The 19472-nt window shown below is 58.5% G+C and carries 18 protein-coding genes and 4 tRNA genes; 17 read left to right on the top strand and 5 right to left on the bottom strand.

What is annotated here, in order from left to right; genetic code table 11:
- The first annotated feature begins 76 nt into the window (after positions 1 to 76).
- The 8 genes from GGR38_RS15940 to trmFO all read left to right on the top strand — a co-directional run bounded on the left by GGR38_RS15940 (position 77) and on the right by trmFO (position 8733).
- The gene (locus tag GGR38_RS15940; RefSeq protein ID WP_183627164.1) at positions 77 to 745 is read left to right on the top strand and encodes a hypothetical protein; all 669 of its coding nucleotides are present in this window, start codon (positions 77 to 79) and stop codon (positions 743 to 745) included.
- An 83-nt stretch (positions 746 to 828) separates the two neighbouring features.
- A complete protein-coding gene (locus tag GGR38_RS15935) occupies positions 829 to 1428 on the top strand; it encodes a hypothetical protein (RefSeq protein WP_183627163.1) in 600 nt (199 codons plus the stop codon).
- A gap of 12 nt (positions 1429 to 1440) precedes the next feature.
- The gene (locus GGR38_RS15930; protein ID WP_183627162.1) at positions 1441 to 1800 is read left to right on the top strand and encodes a hypothetical protein; all 360 of its coding nucleotides are present in this window, start codon (positions 1441 to 1443) and stop codon (positions 1798 to 1800) included.
- Positions 1797 to 4760 carry a DNA polymerase domain-containing protein gene (locus GGR38_RS15925; RefSeq protein ID WP_183627161.1) on the top strand — a complete coding sequence of 988 codons (2964 nt, stop codon included), beginning with the start codon at positions 1797 to 1799 and terminating at the stop codon, positions 4758 to 4760. The genes GGR38_RS15930 and GGR38_RS15925 overlap by 4 nt, the downstream gene beginning before the upstream one ends.
- Positions 4761 to 4956: 196 nt before the next feature.
- Positions 4957 to 5442, top strand: a complete 486-nt coding sequence (locus GGR38_RS15920; protein ID WP_183627160.1) for a hypothetical protein — start codon at positions 4957 to 4959, stop codon at positions 5440 to 5442.
- A complete protein-coding gene (locus GGR38_RS15915; protein ID WP_183627159.1) occupies positions 5442 to 5966 on the top strand; it encodes an ImmA/IrrE family metallo-endopeptidase in 525 nt (174 codons plus the stop codon). Before GGR38_RS15920 ends, GGR38_RS15915 begins: the two co-directional genes overlap by 1 nt.
- Positions 5902 to 7038 (top strand): beta family protein, encoded by a 1137-nt coding sequence (locus GGR38_RS15910; RefSeq protein WP_183627158.1) that lies wholly within the window; start codon positions 5902 to 5904, stop codon positions 7036 to 7038. Before GGR38_RS15915 ends, GGR38_RS15910 begins: the two co-directional genes overlap by 65 nt.
- Positions 7039 to 7356: 318 nt before the next feature.
- Positions 7357 to 8733, top strand: a complete 1377-nt coding sequence (gene trmFO, locus GGR38_RS15905; protein ID WP_183627157.1) for a methylenetetrahydrofolate--tRNA-(uracil(54)-C(5))-methyltransferase (FADH(2)-oxidizing) TrmFO — start codon at positions 7357 to 7359, stop codon at positions 8731 to 8733.
- On the opposite strand, the gene GGR38_RS15900 is transcribed toward trmFO, so the two are convergent.
- The 4 genes from GGR38_RS15900 to GGR38_RS15885 are packed head-to-tail and all read right to left on the bottom strand — an operon-like array spanning position 8730 to position 11318.
- Entirely contained in the window at positions 8730 to 9281 is a 552-nt protein-coding gene (locus GGR38_RS15900; protein ID WP_183627156.1) for a CREC-EF hand family protein, read from the bottom strand. The genes trmFO and GGR38_RS15900 overlap by 4 nt on opposite strands.
- 31 nt (positions 9282 to 9312) lie before the next feature.
- Positions 9313 to 9933, bottom strand: coding sequence for a hypothetical protein (locus GGR38_RS15895; RefSeq protein WP_183627155.1), 621 nt, complete (start codon positions 9931 to 9933; stop codon positions 9313 to 9315).
- A gap of 30 nt (positions 9934 to 9963) precedes the next feature.
- Positions 9964 to 10587 (bottom strand): AHH domain-containing protein, encoded by a 624-nt coding sequence (locus tag GGR38_RS15890; RefSeq protein WP_183627154.1) that lies wholly within the window; start codon positions 10585 to 10587, stop codon positions 9964 to 9966.
- Positions 10572 to 11318, bottom strand: coding sequence for a hypothetical protein (locus tag GGR38_RS15885; protein ID WP_183627153.1), 747 nt, complete (start codon positions 11316 to 11318; stop codon positions 10572 to 10574). Before GGR38_RS15885 ends, GGR38_RS15890 begins: the two co-directional genes overlap by 16 nt.
- Before the next feature lie 280 nt (positions 11319 to 11598).
- On the opposite strand from GGR38_RS15885, the gene recJ reads away from it, so the two are divergent.
- From recJ to phoB, 8 genes are all read left to right on the top strand, one after another.
- Positions 11599 to 13302, top strand: coding sequence for a single-stranded-DNA-specific exonuclease RecJ (recJ, locus tag GGR38_RS15880; protein ID WP_246404772.1), 1704 nt, complete (start codon positions 11599 to 11601; stop codon positions 13300 to 13302).
- 134 nt (positions 13303 to 13436) lie between these two features.
- Positions 13437 to 13511, top strand: a tRNA-Glu gene (locus GGR38_RS15875).
- 28 nt (positions 13512 to 13539) lie between these two features.
- A tRNA-Glu gene (locus GGR38_RS15870) sits at positions 13540 to 13614 on the top strand.
- Between the two features lie 28 nt (positions 13615 to 13642).
- Positions 13643 to 13717: transfer RNA gene (locus GGR38_RS15865), tRNA-Glu, on the top strand.
- A 22-nt stretch (positions 13718 to 13739) separates the two neighbouring features.
- Positions 13740 to 13814, top strand: a tRNA-Glu gene (locus GGR38_RS15860).
- Positions 13815 to 14040: 226 nt separating this feature from the next.
- Complete coding sequence (locus GGR38_RS15855) at positions 14041 to 15297, top strand: sensor histidine kinase (RefSeq protein ID WP_246404763.1); 1257 nt, start codon at positions 14041 to 14043, stop codon at positions 15295 to 15297.
- Positions 15298 to 15417: 120 nt separating this feature from the next.
- A complete protein-coding gene (gene phoU / locus GGR38_RS15850; protein WP_168605258.1) occupies positions 15418 to 16098 on the top strand; it encodes a phosphate signaling complex protein PhoU in 681 nt (226 codons plus the stop codon).
- Positions 16099 to 16117: 19 nt separating this feature from the next.
- Positions 16118 to 16807, top strand: a complete 690-nt coding sequence (phoB, locus tag GGR38_RS15845; RefSeq protein ID WP_172338558.1) for a phosphate regulon transcriptional regulator PhoB — start codon at positions 16118 to 16120, stop codon at positions 16805 to 16807.
- A 72-nt stretch (positions 16808 to 16879) separates the two neighbouring features.
- Here the strand turns inward: phoB and GGR38_RS15840 are convergent, their stop codons facing one another.
- Complete coding sequence (locus GGR38_RS15840) at positions 16880 to 18406, bottom strand: amino acid permease (protein WP_183627151.1); 1527 nt, start codon at positions 18404 to 18406, stop codon at positions 16880 to 16882.
- A gap of 189 nt (positions 18407 to 18595) precedes the next feature.
- Between GGR38_RS15840 and panB the strand changes: the two genes are divergently transcribed.
- The gene (gene panB / locus GGR38_RS15835) at positions 18596 to 19468 is read left to right on the top strand and encodes a 3-methyl-2-oxobutanoate hydroxymethyltransferase (RefSeq protein WP_183627150.1); all 873 of its coding nucleotides are present in this window, start codon (positions 18596 to 18598) and stop codon (positions 19466 to 19468) included.
- Positions 19469 to 19472 lie beyond the last annotated feature (4 nt).

The following is a 19472-nucleotide window of genomic DNA, read 5'->3' as shown; positions in this document are numbered from 1 at the left end:
ATAGCAAAAATGGCCGATTTCTGCCAGTGCTTTGGCAGTTAATTGCCTGATTTTCAGAATTTAATGCGAAGGCTACATGATGTCACGCGAAGAGAAATCGATCCTTTTCGACAACTCTGTGCCCATGGTCGATGCATGGGAGGCTTTTGCATCACCCGAAAACCGCAAAGCCCTTGCTAACGCAAAAGGAGGCCTCGCCGCATTTTCGGAATTCGTAAAAAATGCCGATTATACGGAGGTGACTTCCGCAATCACTGGCGTATTCAATGTCACAATTTCTGAACTTCAGAAGCGTAATAGCATTATACGTCAAATGAAAGAAGATATTTTAGACCAATTATATAATGAAGATTTGATCGCGTTAGCGATTAGGGTGCGACCTTCAAAAAGTTATTACCCCGTAAAAATTGATGCTGATTTTTTTGAAGATGCACAAGCTGATTGGGTTCGATCAACCCTAGAAGGATTGGGCCGATTGTATGCGAATGTTCGCATTTATGACCCACGCGCCGCCGCCGCCATGATACCCGCCAAACCGCGCAAAGGGTCCGTGGACCTAATTGAGGGCGCCATCGCAGACTTAAAATCGAGCGTGCCTGATTTTTGCAATTTGCCGCGCAAATCGGCTTGCCAAATGATCCGCGAAAAATTGGGTAACTCTGAAATTTCGGGAAATGGTTTAAGCGATAAAAATCTTTCCAAACGAATTATCGCAATTTGTGGACCGCGCGGAATAACCAAATAGCGCAAATGATAAGTGCGCGGGTGGTGAGCATAAGAGGATTCGCCCAATCGTTCTAATTTTCAGACCTTTGAACCGTTCCCGGCATGGAGTCGGGTAGGTTCGAAGGTAACGCCATGTCTCGGCAACGCGATTACAAAGCAGAGTATCAGCGGCGGATAGCCAGCGCCGCGAAGCGGGGATTGAGCAAATCCCAAGGGCGTGGCCATGCCCGCGCGGGTGAAGCATCGGCTCGCCCTAAGCCGGTCAAGAGCGATGACCGACTGGAAGCGGCCCTGAAACTCTTGCGCCAATCCGGCAATCAAAGTCGCGCGGCCAAAGAGGCGGGTGTTTCAGCCGAACGCTTTCGCCGCTTTCTGAAAGATAATGCGCTGGCCGAATGGCGTGGGCGCTTCTGGCAAATCACCGATCAGCGGCATCGCGAAATGCTGGTGGTGTCGCGCGGCGAAGTGCAGCGGCGCGATTTGCGCGACTTCGATCAGTCGTCCCTCAACGGCGAGCATCTGAACGCGGTCAAGCGGTTCCTGAACTCGAACGACGCCGGGTTACTCGCCCCCTTCGAAGGAAAGTCGGTCATCGACGCCAAGGGCGAGGCGCACCCGCTCGAAACCGATCCCAATACGCTGCACCGCCTCGCCAATGCCGGGAGCGAAGTGTTCGAACAAGTTTACCGCCTCAAGAATTGAAAGGAAATTCCAATGCACGACGATCCCTACAAGCGGGAGCGCCGCAAACAGGCGCGTCTCGACAAGCTGGGCACCAACGATCCCCATTGCGGGATGTGCGGGGAAAGCGATTGGCGCACCATCGAACAGCACCATGTTGCCGATCATGGTCGCGATGAAACTGTGGTATTGCTGTGCCGCAATTGTCACCGCAAGGTAAGCGACGATCAGAAGGATCATCCGGCCCCCTTTGCCAGCAGCGAACCGATGCTGGAAACCATTGGGCATTTCCTTTTGGGCCTTGCCGATATGCTGCGAACCCTTGCGCCCCGGCTCTATGAATTTGGGCGCTGGCTGATTGACTATGCCCGCAAGGTGGAGGTGATGCCATGAACACCGCCCCTCCGATCAGCGACGAACTGGCGATTGCCATCCGCGCTTACAGTGAGCGTAAATCTAACGGCACCGATGAACCCAAGCCATTCCGCAAGCCCAATGACAGCGCAACACCTGCCTCCCCATGGGTACTGGTGTTCGACACCGAAACCACCACCGATGCAGGGCAAGCCTTGCGCTTTGGCACGTATCAGCTTCGCCGTGCTGACAAATTGGTGGAGGCGGGTCTGTTCTATGATCCAGATGGCGTAACCCCCGATGAATTACGGGTGCTTACCGATTATGCCCGCGCCCATGACCTTATGCTTTGCGACCGCGACGCCTTCGTGGATGGCGTGTTTTTTGCTAAGGCCTATCGTTTCCGGGCCACCATTGTCGGTTTTAACCTGCCCTTCGACATATCCCGATTGGCCATCGCCCACGGCACCGCACGGGCGCCGCTAGGAGATGAGGCTAACGCCATGCGCGATGGTTTCACCTTCAGATTGTCGCGGCAGAAGTTCAACCCGAATATCCGCGTCAAACATATGTCTGCCAAGGCGGCGCTGATTTCCTTCGCCAAGCCGATGGGGCAGGATGCCACACGCGGGCAGCGCAAACGCGGGTTTACCGGCAAGGCGCGACGCGGGCATTTCATTGACCTGAAAACGCTGGCCAGTGCCCTGTTTGCCCGTAGTTTTGGCTTGGGTAGTCTTAGTCGCTTTTTGGAGGTGAAAAACCCCAAAGCGGATTTCGATGATTTCGAGGGGCCAATCACATCGGATATGGCGGCCTATGCCGTGCGCGACGTTCAGGCCACATGGGAATGCTATCAGGAGTTGATGGCGCGGTTCGGGGCGCTGGAACTGCACCGTAGCATCCCGGAAAAAATCTACAGCGAGGCCGGTATCGGCAAAGCCTATATCAAGGAAATGGGCATTGCCCCATGGCGCAAAATGCAGCCTGATTTCCCGCCAGACCTGACGGCCAAAATCATGGCCAGCTATTTCGGCGGACGTTCCGAAGTGAGGATACGCCGCGAGGTGCGGCAGGTGATGCTGTGCGATTTCCTCTCCATGTATCCCACCGTCTGCACGCTGATGGGCTTGTGGGACTTCGTGATTGCGCAGGGGATGGCATGGTGCGACAGCAGCACCGCAACGCGGGCGTTATTGGCGACGGTGGATTTGCCCGCCTTGCAATCTCAAACGCTATGGCGCGATTTGACGACGCTTGTTTGCGTACGGCCCGATGGCGATATTTTCCCGGTTCGCGCCGCCTATGATGGCGAGGCGCAATCGACCATCGGCCTGAACTATCTCACCTCGGACCAAGGCGTATGGTTCACGCTGGCCGATTGCTTGGCGTCTCGTTTGCTAACCGGCAACGCGCCAGAAGTCTTGGAGGCCATCACCTTTACGCCGGGGCCGAAGCAGGAAGGTTTGCGTCCCGTGGCTCTGGCCGGAAATCAAAGCTATATTGTCGATCCGCGTGAAACAGATTGCTTTCGCCGCATGATCGAAATGCGGCAGGAGGTGAAGGGGAAGGCGAAGGCAGCACGCGGCGCGGAAAAAGATCGCTTCGACACTGAACAGCAAGCGCTCAAGATTTGCGCCAATTCCACCAGCTATGGGATTTGGGTGGAGATGAATGTCGCCCGCACACCTGCCCCCGTTGCTGTCACAGTTTACAGCACCGCCCGTGATGCTTTTGACCGCACCATCAACAAGCGCGAGATACCGGGCGCATTCTTTCATCCGCTGCTGGCGACACTGATAACGGGTGCGGCGCGGCTGATGCTTGCGATTGCCGAAAGACAGGCGACCGACCGGGGCTTGGATTGGTCGTTTTGCGACACCGACAGCATGGCCTTTGCCAAGCCCGACGCGATGGCCAGTGATGATTTTATCCAAGCCGTGCAAGGCATTGTCGATTGGTTCACGCCGTTGAACCCGTATGAATTTGGCGGTCCTATCCTCAAAGTGGAGGACGTGAATTTCGCGTGCGGGGGTGACGCCCCGGTGCAGCTCTATTGCTTTGCCATATCGTCAAAGCGCTATGCCCTGTTCAATCTTGCCGCCGATGGCACGCCCATCATGCGCAAGGTATCGGCGCATGGTTTGGGCCATTTGCTTCCACCCTATCGGGGTAATGAGGCGCCATCGGACTTTCCGAACCCGGATCAGTCTGTTTTGAAGGATGGCACCGACCGATGGCATTGCGACCTGTGGTTTCAAATCGTCAGCGCAGCGCTGGCAGGCAAGCCGGATATTGTAAGCCGCGATTATCACCCCGCCTTGAGCTTTCCCGCGATCAGCCGGTATGGCGCAACGTCGCCCGACCTGTTGCGATGGTTCAAAACCTATAATCGCCACCGCTCCTATCGCGAGCAGGTGAAACCGTTCAATTTTTTACTCGCTCTTTCAATGGGTTTTCTGTCCGGTGAGCGGGAAGCCATTGTTGGCCCGCGCAGGCGAGGACGCCCGGTGCGGAAGAAACCGCCCAAGCCGGTTGCCCCCTACAGCCGCGATCATTCCGTGGCCGCGAAAACAGCCTTCGACCGCGAGACTGGAAAACCAGTGGCGGCAGACAGCCTCAAAACCTATGCCGAGGCCTTGAGGGCTTATCACATCTCGCCTGAATCCAAGTTTTTGAACGGCGATTATTCAGATCGGGGCAAGACCCGCCGCCGTCACATTCGTGCCATTGGCGTGCGGCTGATTGGCAAGGAGGCGAATGATTGGGAGCGGCAGGCCGCGCTTGGCCTCGATCCCGATGCCTTACCGGATTACGGGGTTGTCGGGCAGGCCAAGCAGCTAGAGCCGACCGTTCGCGAAAAGCGGATGCAGGAACGGCAACAGGAGATTGATCGCCTAAAGACGATGGCTTCTAAGTTCGGTTTACGTACTGCCGCGCGAATGCTTAGGGTGGATGCCTCGAACTTGCGGCGAAAAATTAGCCCACGATCAGCGCAATAGAAGGCGAAACGTCGGCAAGCTTACTGCCCTCCATATTTTGAGGGCGGCAGAGTCGAAATTGCGGTCATAACCTACAGTTGATAGCCCTCAATCAGCCCTTTGGCGCGGAATTTAGCGCGAAGCTGGTGCAGAAGAATGGCGCGAAGTGGGCACGGGAAGACCTTGCGACTCGTCAACGCCGTGCTATCAATCAGATATGAAGCAGGCGGTTCGCATATTTTACGGCTTCTTAGCCGTCCTCTCCACTGTGGCAGTGTGTGTGATTGCGTTTTCCGAAATTAGAGGGCTTCTGCAAGGCGCACCGTCAAAGAGTGTAGTTGCCGTTGACTACAACGCAATTCTCACAGTTTTGCTTACCACTGTGACTGTAATATTTACAGTATGCGCCATTATTTTGACAGTATTAGGTATTTTTGGATTTCGTAATCTAAAGCGAGACGCAGGGCGTTACGCAGAGGCGCAAGCTTTGGCAGAAATTGGGAAGGCATTCGGTCCCAAGGGAAGCGGAACAATTCGCATTGAGCAAGAGATGCAAAGTGAAAATGGGCACCACCGTCAGTTTGTCGAACGGAGAGTTCGCTTGGAAGTGATTTCTTTGCTTCCGTTGGTGGCGGATAGGATTAATGCTGACGCACTACAGTTAGCCATGAACGAACCTACTGATGAGGGGGACGTAGACTGATGGTCGTCAATATCCCACCCGATGATCCGGCCAAACAACTCTGGCTCCGTGCGGATAAAGCTGATTTGGCGAAATTCTGGGACATCTTTGATGCCATTCCAGTGAAAGTTGGCGCTATCGCGGAGCGACTTGGACTGGAAGTGTTGAGCGTGACACTCTCTACTGATGTTTCGGGTTTAATCAGAAAGAGAGAAGATGGCATTTATGAAATACAAGTCAACAATACTGACGCAGCAGTCAGGCAAAGATTTACCGTCTGCCATGAAATATCTCACTATCTTCTTCACAGAAATTTAATCGATGCAGAAGGTATAACGGACAATATATTGTATAGATCAAAGCTGACCAGTCGTCAGGAAGTGGAGGCCAATAAATTGGGCGCCGCAATGCTGATGCCGTGGCTTAAAATTTCCGAGTGGCATTACGAAAATTATAGAACGCCGCCGCACAAGGAAAACATTGAGCAGATTGCGTCCGCTTTTCGCGCCTCAAGCCTCGCTGTTGGCTTTCGACTGGGCATCTGAAATGACAAAATTTACAAAGCGATACTATCCGACAATCTGTATTAGACGTGCCGAAATGAAGGCAATGGAGAAGCTTCCAGGAGAAGAAAAATCCAAAATGCTGCCTATCGTATTGCTGGCGCCTTGGCTGAACTCCATCGAATTCGAAAATACCTATAAAGTTATTGAAAAAAGTGTTGGCAATATACCTATCATTGTTGACCTTGATCGATATTTTTCAAGCACATCGGACTTGCCGTCACGCCAGTATTTTCGTTCACTACTTGATGAAAAGTCGGGTCCTCTGGAATGGATGGACCTGATAAAGAATCATGAAAATTACGTGCCGTGTATACAGTTGCTTGGGGTAACGCCCGATTTAGTCTCTAAGCAAATAGAAATTGCAACTGAGCTGAATCGAGGGTTTGCCTTTAGGATAGAGCTGGAGCGCCAGTATGATTCTGATCAAATCATCAATATTGTTTCAAAAAATTTGGAAAAAGACTTTTTGATCATAATTGATTATGGCTACAGTAAACAAAATGAAATATCAGAATTGCTTATATCCAGTTGGATGGAAAAATTTCTTGTCCTATCGAATAAGTTAAATTTTGTAATTACGGGATCAAGCTTCCCAAATTCATTTTCTGAGTATGATGATTTTTCTGAAAGCAAGATTATTAGCTCAAGAATAATATACAGTAATCTCTCTGAAAAGTATGGCAACTATAACTTTTTCTACGGAGATTGGGCCAGCACAAAGCCTAGGCGATATGACGGCGGAGGGAGTAAGCCGCTACCAAGAATTGATTTTCCGACTAATAACAAGTGGATTATTGCTCGCTCCAAAGAAAATGGATGGGGCTTTCAGCAAGCGGCTGAGATGGTGACGAGACTACCGGAGTGGCTAAATCGGCCTATGGTCTGGGGTACGGGTATGATCGAAAAGGCGGCGAAAGGGCTGCCCGGTGGGATTTCGACAGGGCCGCAAGCTATTGCCGCACGAGTGAATATCCATCTCTACCTTCAGAATAATTTTGGAAACCCAATATCATCGACTGGACCACAAGGTAAATGGATTGATCCAATTTAGATTAATGCGCGTCTATTTAAAGGCCTTTATTATTGATATTGATAAATAATATTTGCAAGGAATTGCATTGCTCTTGTTTTTTAAAAATTCATGAGAAATTTTTTCATTTGAAAAAGATGATAATCGAATAAATGACTTGGATTGTAACAATAGTTATTTTTTAAGGATATGCGAGGGCGCACGAGACAAACGCCCTCACTCCAAGGGTGTAGTCAGAAATGTATTTCCGGGCAGGTATGACTATACCCCCTTTGCCCGCCGGAGGCATCCCCTCCACCCAACCTTGCCCCCCTCTCCCACAATAGCTAAAGCCCCCCCATGACATATGACGTACACATCATCGGCGGCGGCCTCGCGGGAACCGAGGCGGCATGGCAATTGGGCAAGCGCGGTTTCAAGGTACGCCTTTCGGAAATGCGCGGAACCGGAGAGCGCAGCCCGGCGCATCAGGGCGATGGGCTGGCCGAACTGGTCTGCTCGAACTCCTTGCGCAGCGATGATGACACCGCCAATGCTGTGGGCCTGCTCCATTATGAAATGCGTGCGCTCGACAGCCTCATCATGCGCGCGGCGGACAAGGCACGGGTTCCGGCAGGGTCTGCTCTGGCCGTGGACCGCGATGTGTTCAGCGACACGATTGAGGCCGAGCTGACCGCCCTGCCCAATCTGACGCTGACGCGCGAGCGGATCGATACACTGCCCGATGCGGGCCTAACGATTGTGGCCACGGGGCCTTTGACCGCCGCGTCCCTGGCCGAAAAGATCGGCGCGGCAACGGGAGCGGACAGCCTCGCCTTTTTCGACGCCATTGCCCCCATCGTTTATGCCGAAACGGTGAATATGGACATCGCCTGGCGCGCCGCGCGTTGGGACAAGGGCGCCGAAGCCTCCTTCGCTCTGGGGTCAGACGGCAAGGATTACATCAATTGCCCGATGAACAAGGCCGAATATCTGGCCTTTCGCGAGGAATTGCTGAGCGGCGAAAAGACGGTGTTCAAGGAATGGGAGGCCAACACCCCCTATTTCGACGGCTGCATGCCCATCGAGGTCATGGCCGAACGCGGCGAGGACACGTTGCGCTTTGGCCCGATGAAACCGGTGGGGCTGGATGATCCGCGCAGTGTTTCAGAAAAGTTTCCCAAGGGGCGCTGGCCCTATGCAGTCGTGCAATTGCGGCAGGATAATAAGCTGGGCACGCTGTTCAACATGGTCGGTTTTCAGACCAAGCTGAAATATGCCGAGCAGACCCGCGTGTTCCGCATGATTCCGGGGCTGGAGAATGCCGAATTTGCGCGGCTGGGCGGCTTGCATCGCAACACTTTCCTCAATTCGCCCACTTTGCTGGACCGCCAACTCAGGCTGAAATCCTCGCCTCATATCCGCTTTGCCGGGCAGATCACGGGCTGCGAAGGCTATGTTGAAAGCGCCAGCGTGGGCATGCTGGCGGGCATCATGACCGCCTGCGAACTGGCGGGCCGCGATTGGGCAGAGCCGCCGCGCACCACGGCGCTGGGCGCGCTGTTGGCCCATATTACAGGCGATGCAGAGGCCGACACCTATCAGCCGATGAACATCAATTTCGGCCTTTTCCCGCCCATCGTCACAGAAAAGAAGATCAAGAAACCCGCGCGCAAGCTGGTCTATACCGAGCGGGCCAAGGCCGATCTGGCGCCTTGGCTGGCGGGTATCGCTTAATCCGGGTCATCATCGTCTGACGCAGGGCGGCCCTTGGGCGCCGCCTTGCCACAGGCGCAATCGGCCTTTGCCCTGTCACGCCCAGCGTCGCGCTCGGCTTTTTTGGCATCCTGCGCGGCGTAATAGGCGTTCAATTCCGCATGGCTCAGGATACCATCACCATTGCGATCGATCTCTTTGAAACGATTGGAGGTCTTAACCGCCCATTCTTCAAAGCTGAGCAAATTGTCGTGGTTCATGTCCAGCTTTTGAAACGCATTCACCCGGGTTGAAAGCATCTCGTTACGGTTGATCGAACCATCGCGGTTGCGGTCATAGCGGTTGAAGCGCTTCTCCTCCTTGGACATCACCTTCTTGACCGCATTGGGCAAGGCCGGCCCACGCCCATGCGGATCGGCATCGGGCAGCGCAATCGCGCTGTCGGCAGGCGGCCCGGATACGGCAGGCAAAGGTGCGGCATGGTCGAGGCTGGCCCGCCCCTGCCACCAGAAAAACCCCGCGCTCACCAAAACCAGCGCCGAGATTGCGCCGATGACCAACCGCCCCATTTTGCCCCTCCCAATTTATAGGGAGAGTACCCTAGATCCCCAGCATGCCAAGCCGCAAAAGCGTAAAAAGCGAAATGTTTTCCGCGCCCTGACGCCCCTTGGTCCGCGCGGCCAGCCCATGCAGAACCACCAGCGGGCGCATCGCGCGCGGCAATCGAACCCCGCGCCAGCCATGCGCCTCGATCATATCGGCAACCGCGGCCTGCTCCTGTGCATCGCCCAGATGAGCGGCCAAATCGCCCAGCGCCCAACCACGCGCCATGCCTTGCGCCCCCTCGCCCAGTGCGGCGCAGGCGGCCACCCGCCCCTCGATCCACGCCTCAAACGATTCGACCGGCAAAGGCGCCTCGCCCAGCAAAGCCTCCCAGCCGTCGACCAGCCCCACCAGCGCGCCATGCCCGCCATCCCAGCACGAAAGCGCCGCCAGCAAAGGTTCGCCACGCGGCCATTTATCCGCCGAATCGCGCAGCCGGTCACGCCACCATGCCAGCCGCATCTGGGCCAGAATCGGTTCACGCGCCCCGCGCACGACGCCCGCCAAGCGCACATCCAGCGCCAGCATGGTCAGCCACCGGTCGCGCGTGGCCACCGGCGCATAGGCAACCGCAAGGCGCCATGGCGCGGGCAAACTATCGAGAAGATCCTGAGACATGGGCGGGCCTTTAGCCCAAGGCGCGCATGATTACAGCCCCAGATCGGCCAATTCCTGCGTCTCGGGCCAGAGCATATCAACCATCGCGTCCAGTTCGGTAAAATCGACATGCCGCTGCATCGGGTCATAACGGCTGAGCACCATCGGCTTGGCCTGCGGGCGCAGCAACCGGCGGCGCAGCGCCTTTTGCAGCAGGGTCAGGCGCTGAACCGCCTCGACCATCGCCACCTCGGGCGCCTTGCCGCGAATGCCGGACCAGCGCGCCTCGACCTGCCCCACCCGCTCCATCACCAGCGCGCTGTAATCGCGATGCGGCCCGCGATGCATAGGCAAAGCCAGCTTCATCGCCGCCTTATCATGCGCGGGCAGCAGCAGGCCATTGCTGCGAAAATCATCGAACCCCACCCGGTCTCGCCCGATCACATCGAACATCGGGCCAAAGCAGCGCTGCGACAGCAATTGTTTGGGCAGGATATGGTGGCGCTGCAATCCCGGGTCATAATCGGGACTGCCCGACTGGTTAACGGCGCGAAAGGGAAGAGCAGGTCGAACCCGATGACGAAAATGAGTCAACGCCGCCCGCACAGAAGGAATGGTGGCGACCCCCGCAACTGGCGACACTGTGGCGAGAATGTTCGTCAGCGTGCTGGACATACCCTAAGAATTTTTCCATTTTCCTCGGGAATTACCCCAAGAATTTCCCCTTCCGGCCCTTCAACTTCGGTCGGCTCTTTCACCGTCCAGCCCTCCACCAAACTGTGGATAAGTCTTACGGCAATCTTGCCAGCCAAGCCGGGCTGTTTGGCAAGAAGTGGCTCGATTCGCAGTTCGAGTCCAGTAAAAAAACTTAATCCCTCGCTAACCACACCCCCCGCTGCATCGCGCGACAGGGCCGTCAGTCCCAGTGCGGGAAAGGCGCCCCCTTTCAGCCAGCCCGGAATGATGCGTCGGAAATGCTCGGTGCTCATGACTGTGCGTGCCGGGCCCCATGCCACCCCCATCGCATCGGGCAGATCAAGCAGCGCCAGCACCACGCCGGCCATCACCCGGACCACGGGCAACTGGCTGCGCCCGCCCGAAAGATGCGCGCCGGGCGCCAAGCGGAGCCATGCCGAATGATCCAGATCGGTGTCCGCCGCCACGCCGTAGCGCACAGCCACCTGAGGTGCGGCCACACCGCCGGACAGACCACAAAGATCAAAAGTCAGCCCACTCGACAAAAGCTCAAGCCAGTCGTCATCATCCTGCGGTTGATGCGTTACTGTCAAAATCCTTGCTGCGTCAGTAGCTTGCCTCAAAAGATCAAGCACGGCCTGCACGCGGGGGGCGCGTCCTTGCGGAAACTGGACATAAAAGGCGGAAGAGGTGGGGGTCGGAACTGTCATCAATTCAACCGCGCTATGGCCTCCAAACAAATGGCATCACACATGACGTATGGCATTTTTAGTTTCACGGCGTCGAGTCCCGGCCATTCTAACCATAGCGGCACAAGCCCTGCGCGGCATTTCCATTATCTTATTGGCACTCCATGTTTAACAAATTCCCTACCCTTTCTGTCGGGCCAAAGATGGTCTAATCCCCTCCATTATGCATGCAGAATTGACACAATGGATCCGTCCCGAATCTTCCCTTTCGGGCAAGGCCTGGCGCTGGCGCGGGGGCAATATGGACATGGCGCAGACCGCTTCGGGCGGGCTGAGCGATGATATTATCACCCAACTGCTTCTGGCGCGCGGCGTTGCGCGTGAGGATCTGCCCCGCCACCGCGCGCCGACCTTGCGCGCATTCCTCCCCGATCCGTCCGAATTCCGCGATATGGAACTGGCCGCCCGGCGTCTGGCCGATGCCATCGAGCGGAAAGAGGCAATAACCATATACGGCGATTATGACGTGGATGGGGCAACCAGTGCAGCTCTGCTGATCCGGCTGATCCGCATGTTGGGCCATGATGCGCGCCATTACATCCCCGACCGCTTGCTCGAAGGCTATGGCCCCACCGGCGAGGCGCTGGTGCGGCTGGGGGCCGAGGGCGCGCAATTGATCGTCACGGTCGATTGCGGGGCCATGGCGCATGAGGCGCTGGCCATGGCGGCCGATGCCGGGGTCGAGGTGATCGTGGTCGATCATCACAAATGCAGCGCGGAATTGCCGCAGGCGCTGGCGCTGGTGAACCCCAACCGATTGGATGAAAGCGACATTGGCGCGGCCCATGGCCATCTGGCGGCGGTGGGCGTGGCGTTTCTGCTGGGCGTGGCGCTGGTGCGGGTGCTGCGCGGGCGAGGATGGTTTGCCGGGCGGGCCGAGCCGGACCTGTTCGCGCTGCTCGATCTGGTGGCTCTGGGCACGGTGGCCGATGTGGCGGCGCTCCATGGGCTGAACCGGGCGCTGGTGGCGCAGGGTTTGAAGGTGATGGCGCGGCGCGAGAATATCGGCATGGCGGCGCTGATCGACGCAAGCCGGTTGAACCGCGCGCCCACGGCCACGGATCTGGGCTTTGCGCTGGGGCCGCGGGTGAATGCGGGCGGGCGCGTGGGTGAGGCGACGCTGGGCGTACGCCTGCTGACCACGCAGGACGCCGAGGAGGCGCGCGAGATCGCCGATCAGCTCTCACGGCTGAACGAGGAGCGCCGGGCCATCGAAATGGCCGTGCAGGAAGCCGCAGAGGCGCAAATCGAGCGGCAGGGCAACCGCAGCGTGGTAGTAGTGTCGGGCAAGGGATGGCATCCCGGCGTGATCGGCATCGTGGCGGGGCGGATCAAGGAAAAGACCGGCAAGCCCTCGCTGGTGATCGCGCTGGATGATGATGGCGTTGGCAAGGGTTCGGGGCGCTCGATTTCAGGCGTCGATCTGGGCGCGGCGATCATTGGTGCGCGCGAGCTGGGCTTTCTGGTGGCAGGCGGCGGCCATGCTATGGCGGCGGGCCTGACCGTGGCGCAGGATCGGCTGGAGGCCTTTGCCGACTGGCTGGACGACCGGCTGGCTGGCGATGTCGGGCGGGCGCAAGGGGCGCAGTCGCTGCTGCTTGATCTGGCCGTGGCGCCGCGCGGGTTGCAGCCCGAACTGGTCGAATTGCTGGAGAGCGCAGGCCCCTATGGTATGGGCTGGCCGGGGCCGCGTGTGGCGGTGGGGCCGGTGCGCGTGGTCAAGGCCGATGTGGTGGGCGCGGACCATCTGCGCATGATCGTGCGCGGCGAAGATGGGGCCAGTTTCAAGGCTATGGCTTTTCGCGCGGCCCAGACCGAGATGGGCCAGACGCTGATCCATGGCGATCACGGGCGCAAGCTGTGGCTGGCCGGGCGGGCACGAATCGATGATTGGGGATCGCGCCGGGCCGCCGAATTGCATGTCGATGATGCGGCATGGGCGTGATCCCAGACAAAATACTGATATAAAAGGATTTATGATAATTTTTGCGTTTTTTCCGATAGTAACGCGATTTGAGACTTGACCAACCGGCCCCCTCTCCATAAATGCGCGGCCTCACCAAGGCGCAAGCCAAGGTTGGCCCCTTCGTCTAGCGGTTAGGACGCGGCCCTTTCACGGCTGAAACACGAGTTCGATTCTCGTAGGGGTCACCACTAAATAGCCCGCCTTGGTTTCAAGGATGGCCCCTTCGTCTAGCGGTTAGGACGCGGCCCTTTCACGGCTGAAACACGAGTTCGATTCTCGTAGGGGTCACCATTAAATAGCCTGCCTTGGCTTCAAGGATGGCCCCTTCGTCTAGCGGTTAGGACGCGGCCCTTTCACGGCTGAAACACGAGTTCGATTCTCGTAGGGGTCACCACTTGCAAAATCAGAGCCATTTAGGCCCCTTCGTCTAGCGGTCAGGACGCGGCCCTCTCACGGCTGAAACACGAGTTCGATTCTCGTAGGGGTCACCATCTCTTCAAATTATATCGATTGCCCGGATGACCGGGTGCCGCCGCCGATGACGGCGCGCGCATTTCGGCCTGTTTCGTCCCGGCCATTGCCTTGATCCATCACCTATTCTTGCGCACATCTTACGCACAATGCTTGGTGGTTTCATAAAACTGTCATACCCCTTCCCCATGCGCTGAATTGAGCGCCTGGCCTGATGCAGGCGCCAAGGAATGGACGATCCGAGCAATGCGCGACAGCAAGCTACCCTGGCCTGCCATCATCCTCGAATTCCTGACGCTTTTGCTGCTCTATCTGGATGGGGCGGGCTTGCTGATGGTGGCTTTGACCGGGGCGTTCTGGACCTTTTCGCTGCTGGCCGTGTGGTGGTGGTGCAGCGATCAGGCCGAACCCGACGCCCCGCGAGAAATCGAGGGCAATGCGCGCCAGCAGCAGCTCGAACAGGGCCATATGGTGCGCCGCGCGCTGATCTCTGCGCTGGAGGGCACGGGCGCGCCGATGATGCTGGTGGACCGGGCGCGAATCATCGACGCCAATGCGGCCGCCCGCTCGGCTCTGGGCGAACATATTCTGGGGCAGGACCCGCGCATCGCGCTGCGCCACCCCGATGCGATCCGCCTGCTGGACAGCGCCGATGATGAAACCGCCACCGCCAGCATCCGCGGCCTGACCCGCAGCGGAAGCCTGTGGCAATTGACGCGCCGCCCGGTCTATCCGGGCCTGTGGGTGATCGAGGCGCGCGATCGCACCGCCGAGGCAGACATCAGCCGCGCCCACACCGATTTCGTCGCCAATGCCAGCCATGAATTGCGCACCCCCCTCTCCTCGGTCATCGGCTATGTCGAAACGATCAGCGAGAGTGTGGGCAAGATGGATGGCGCGGTGATGCAGCGCTTCCTCGGCACGGTGTTGCGCGAGGCGCGGCGGATGCAGGCGCTGCTCAACGATCTGATGTCTCTGTCGCAGCTTGAGGCGGAAAAGCATGACGCCCCCACCTCGCAGATCGACCTTGCGCCGCTGGCCGCGCGGGTGGTGGGCGAATTTGCGCCGCCGCCGGGTAATCCGGCCCGCGTCGAATTCGCCAAGCCCGAGGGCTCCTTTGAGGTGGCGGGCGATGTGAAGCAGATCGAGCAGGTGCTGCGCAATCTGATCGACAATGCGCTGAAATATGGCGACGCGGATCAACCCGTGACAGTCGCGCTGACCCATGCGCCGCGCGGCATGGCCGAATTTCTGGTCACAGACCGGGGCGCAGGCATTTCGGCCGACCATCTGCCCCATCTGACCCGGCGTTTCTATCGCACCGATCCAGGCCGCAGCCGCGCGGCGGGCGGCACCGGGCTTGGTCTTGCAATTGTCAAACACGTGGTCGAACGCCATCGCGGCAAGCTGGACATTACCAGCAAGGTGGGCGTGGGCACCAAGGTTTCGGTGCGTTTGCCGCTGATCCCGGCCAAAGAGCAAAAAGTCACAAGTCCGTCATAGTCCTGTCATGAAAACGATGCATGGCGCTTTCAAGGCTGGTTGGAACGGACATGGATGTTGCCTTTTGTGACATGTATGTGACGATCATTCCATCACAGCTTGAACAGGGAATTGCGTCCAGTGGCAGAACATACGGTCAAGGCCTTTGACGAGGAAATCACCACGCTGCGCGGGCTGATCGCCGAAATGGGCGGTCTGGCTGAACTGGCGATTGGCGAGGCCGTGGAGGCGCTGACGAAACGCTCGCAGGAACTGGCCGCGCAGGTGATCGAGCGCGACAAGAAGATCGACCGGCTTGAGGCCGAGGTCGATCGGCTTGCGGTCAAGATCATCGCCCTGCGCGCGCCCATGGCCGACGATCTGCGCGAGGTGCTGGCCGCCTTGAAGATCGCGGGCATTCTGGAACGCATCGGCGATTATGCCAAGAACATCGCCAAGCGCGTGTCGCGGATCGAGGGGCGGCTGAATTCCGAGCCTCAGACGCTGATCCCGGCGATGGCCGAAATCGCGGGCGAGATGGTGCATGACGTGCTGACCGCCTTTGCCGCGCGCGATCCCGCGCTGGCGGTGGACGTGATCGAGCGCGATGCCCGGGTCGATGCCTTTTATGACAGCATTTTCCGCAACATGGTCTCGTTCATGATGGAGAATCCCTCCACCATCACCTCGGCCGCGCATCTGCTGTTCATCGCGCGCAACATCGAACGGATTGGCGATCACGCCACCAATATTGCCGAACAGGTCTATTACGCGGCCACGGCCGAATATGTTGTGGACCGGCTGGAACGGCCGGAAAACTGAACGTTAACAGGGGGCACCCATGAAACAACCCCGGCTCTTGCTGGTAGAAGATGATCCGGCGCTGGCGGAACTGCTGGAATTTCGGTTTCAGGCTGAGGGCTATACGGTCCTCTCGACGCCCGATGGTGACGAAGCGCTGTTGCTGGCCGCCGAAGAGGCGCCCGATCTGGTCCTGCTCGACTGGATGATCGAGGGCACCAGCGGGATCGAGGTCTGCCGCCGCCTGCGCCGCGACAAGGCCACCGCCCATGTGCCCATCATCATGCTGACCGCGCGCGGGGCCGAGGACGATATGATCCGCGGCCTTGAAACCGGGGCCGACGATTACATCACCAAGCCCTTCAGCCCCCGCGAACTGATCGCGCGCGTATCGGCCATCATGCGCCGCATCCGCCCGGCGCTGGCGGGCGAGCAGATCACCGTGGGCGATCTGACGCTGGACGCCACCGCGCATAAGGTGACGCGCAAGGGCCAGATCCTCGCGCTGGGGCCGACCGAGTTTCGTCTGCTCAAGTTCTTCATGGAGCATCCGGGCCGGGTCTTCTCGCGCGGGCAATTGCTGGACGCGGTGTGGGGCACGGACAGCGATATCGAATTGCGCACCGTGGACGTCCATATCCGCCGTCTGCGCAAGGGGATCGAGCTGGAAGGCACACTGGACCCGGTGCGCACCGTGCGTTCGGCAGGCTATGCTCTCGAAGCGGTTTAAGTCCGCAGCATCCTGAAACAAAAAGGGCGGCTCCCGGTGGGGGCCGCCCATTTTTGTATCATGCCTGCGCGATCATACGCCCGGCAGAGGCGGCACCGGCAGATCCGGCGTATCGTCATCATCCTCATGGACTTCGACCAGCCCGCGACCGACATGGCTGCGGCTGCGGCTGTAGAAGTAATAGACGAAAAGCCCAACCAAGCCCCAGCCAAGGAACAGGCTGATCGTCGCCTTCGACAGGCTGATGAAGAGATAGATGCAGCCCGCGATCGAGATCGGCGCGACAATGTTCACGCCCGGCGTGCGGAACGGACGATGACGATTGGGGTCGGTCCGGCGCAGCACCATCACCGCCACGGACACCGCGCCAAAGGCAAACAGCGTGCCCGAGTTCGACACGTCGGCCAGCAGGCCCACCGGGAAGAAAGCTGCAAACAGCGCCACGAACACACCCGTCATGATGGTGATGACGTGGGGCGTGTGAAACTTGGGGTGAACCTTGGAGAAGAATTCGGGCAGCAAACCGTCGCGGCTCATCACGAAGAAGACGCGGGTCTGGCCGAACATCATCATCAGAATGACCGAAGGCAGCGCCAGAATGGCCGCAGCGCCCACCAGCCAGCCGACGAAGGGATGGCCCACCTGACGCAGAGTCCAGGCCAAAGCTTCCTTCGAGCAGACAACAGCGTTTTCATTGACCGCCTTGCAAGCGTCCGACAAAGCGCTCGTACCGGGCGAAAGCACTTCGCCATGCGCGCCGTAAACCGGCTGCGCGCCCACGGTGCCGATCACGCCGCCCGCCACCAGCATGTAGAAGATGGTGCAGATGGCAAGGCTGCCGATCAGGCCGATCGGCATGTTGCGCTGGGGATCCTTGGTTTCCTCAGCCGCCGTCGAAACCGCGTCAAAGCCCACATAGGCAAAGAAGATCGAGGCCGCCGCGCCCGAAATGCCCGTAAAGCCGAGCGGAGCGAAAGGCGTGAAATTGCCCGACTTGATAACCGGCAAGGTCAGCGCGATGAACATGGAAAGAGCAACGATCTTGATCGCCACCAGCACGGCATTCACCGTCGCGCTTTCCTTGGTGCCCAGCACCAGCAGGCCGGTGATGATCGCCGCAATCAGCATCGCAGGAAGATTGATGACACCCCCGTCGAATGGTCCCCGCACCAATTCGAGGGGGACCGTAATATGGAAGGTGTTTTGCACAAAGCCGATCATATAGCCTGACCAGCCGACCGACACGGCGCCCGCCGCAATGGCATATTCCAGAATGAGCGCCCAGCCCACCATCCATGCCACCAATTCGCCCATCACCGCATAGGAATAGGTGTAGGCCGAGCCCGAAACCGGCACCATGCTGGACATTTCAGCATAGCACAAAGCGGCCACGGCGCAGACGAAACCGGCAATGATGAAGCTGAGCATCATGCCCGGCCCCGCCTTTTGCGCGGCCTCGGCGGTCAGAACGAAGATACCCGTCCCGATCACCGCGCCCACGCCCAGCATAGTCAATTGAAAGGCGCCCAGAGAGCGATGAAGTGATTTTTTCTCAGCCGTGGCCAATATGGCATCCAACGGCTTGACGCGACCGAACATGCAGTTCCCCTGAACGCAATAAGCAATGGGTAAGAAAATTAACGGATCGCGCAACATTCGCAAGGGCGGATTATGCGTAGTCCACCGGTGGATTATCCATCTTGCCTTGGCGCAGGGCCCTTGTCACGCATTGATGTTACGCGCCGATCGCGCTTTACCCCATGCGCCATCGCGGGCTAGAAGCCTTGTATGTCTACGACCTTTCAGATCGATACGGCCACCAGCCGCGCCAACCCCACCCCCACGCCGATGCGCCGGCTGACCATTCCGGCCATCCGTCAGCGCAAGAAGGATGGCGTGACTGCAGAGCCTGTGGTGATGCTGACCGCCTATACCGCGCGGCAGGCGCAATTGCTGGATGCGCATTGCGACCTGCTGCTGGTTGGCGATTCGCTGGGACAGGTGATCTATGGCCTGCCCTCCTCGCTGCCCGTCACGCTGGACATGATGGTGGCGCATGGCGCGGCGGTGGTGCGCGGCAGCTGGCATTCCGCCGTCATCGTCGATCTGCCCTTTGGCACCTATGAAGCCTCGCCCCAGCAGGCGTTTGAGACGGCCGCTAGGGTTTTGCGCGAAACCGGATGCGCGGGGGTAAAGCTGGAAGGCGGCGCGGCCATGGCCGAAACCGTGGCCTTTCTCTCTCAGCGCGGCATTCCCGTCATGGGCCATATCGGCCTGACGCCCCAGGCGGTGAACCAGCTTGGCGGCTATGGCGCGCGGGGCCGCAGCGAGGCGGAGGCGGAAAAGATCCTGGGCGATGCGCGCGCGCTCGATAAGGCCGGGGCCTTTGGCATCGTCATTGAGGGCGTGGTCGAACCGCTGGCCGTGGCGATCACGCAGGCGGTGGCTTGCCCCACCATCGGCATCGGCGGTTCGGCGCAATGCGACGGGCAAGTGCTGGTGACCGAGGACATGCTGGGCATGTTTGAGCGCGTGCCGCGTTTCGTCAAACGCTATGCCGATGTGGCGGGCCTGATCTCTGAGGCGGCCGCCCATTATGCTGCCGAGGTGCGCGACCGCAGCTTCCCCGGCATCGAACAGACCTATCAGCCCAAAGCCTGATTCC

The sequence above is a fragment of the Novosphingobium sediminicola genome, assembly GCF_014196525.1.
GTDB classification, from domain to species: Bacteria; Pseudomonadota; Alphaproteobacteria; order Sphingomonadales; family Sphingomonadaceae; genus Novosphingobium; species Novosphingobium sediminicola.
The sequence above is the reverse complement of the archived record's forward strand: the minus strand, read 5'-3'. Positions and strand labels throughout refer to the sequence as shown.

Excerpts from the sequence above, each read along its gene's own strand:
- recJ (WP_246404772.1), top strand. The coding sequence starts at position 11,599 with ATGGACATGGCGCAGACCGCTTCGGGCGGGCTGAGCGATGATATTATC.
- GGR38_RS15920 (WP_183627160.1), top strand. The coding sequence starts at position 4,957 with ATGAAGCAGGCGGTTCGCATATTTTACGGCTTCTTAGCCGTCCTCTCC.
- phoB (WP_172338558.1), top strand. The coding sequence starts at position 16,118 with ATGAAACAACCCCGGCTCTTGCTGGTAGAAGATGATCCGGCGCTGGCG.
- GGR38_RS15935 (WP_183627163.1), top strand. The coding sequence starts at position 829 with ATGGAGTCGGGTAGGTTCGAAGGTAACGCCATGTCTCGGCAACGCGAT.
- GGR38_RS15855 (WP_246404763.1), top strand. The coding sequence starts at position 14,041 with ATGCGCGACAGCAAGCTACCCTGGCCTGCCATCATCCTCGAATTCCTG.
- GGR38_RS15915 (WP_183627159.1), top strand. The coding sequence starts at position 5,442 with ATGGTCGTCAATATCCCACCCGATGATCCGGCCAAACAACTCTGGCTC.
- trmFO (WP_183627157.1), top strand. The coding sequence starts at position 7,357 with ATGACATATGACGTACACATCATCGGCGGCGGCCTCGCGGGAACCGAG.
- GGR38_RS15890 (WP_183627154.1), bottom strand. The coding sequence starts at position 10,587 with ATGTCCAGCACGCTGACGAACATTCTCGCCACAGTGTCGCCAGTTGCG.
- panB (WP_183627150.1), top strand. The coding sequence starts at position 18,596 with ATGTCTACGACCTTTCAGATCGATACGGCCACCAGCCGCGCCAACCCC.
- GGR38_RS15925 (WP_183627161.1), top strand. The coding sequence starts at position 1,797 with ATGAACACCGCCCCTCCGATCAGCGACGAACTGGCGATTGCCATCCGC.
- GGR38_RS15930 (WP_183627162.1), top strand. The coding sequence starts at position 1,441 with ATGCACGACGATCCCTACAAGCGGGAGCGCCGCAAACAGGCGCGTCTC.
- GGR38_RS15885 (WP_183627153.1), bottom strand. The coding sequence starts at position 11,318 with ATGACAGTTCCGACCCCCACCTCTTCCGCCTTTTATGTCCAGTTTCCG.
- GGR38_RS15900 (WP_183627156.1), bottom strand. The coding sequence starts at position 9,281 with ATGGGGCGGTTGGTCATCGGCGCAATCTCGGCGCTGGTTTTGGTGAGC.
- GGR38_RS15940 (WP_183627164.1), top strand. The coding sequence starts at position 77 with ATGATGTCACGCGAAGAGAAATCGATCCTTTTCGACAACTCTGTGCCC.
- GGR38_RS15840 (WP_183627151.1), bottom strand. The coding sequence starts at position 18,406 with ATGTTCGGTCGCGTCAAGCCGTTGGATGCCATATTGGCCACGGCTGAG.
- GGR38_RS15895 (WP_183627155.1), bottom strand. The coding sequence starts at position 9,933 with ATGTCTCAGGATCTTCTCGATAGTTTGCCCGCGCCATGGCGCCTTGCG.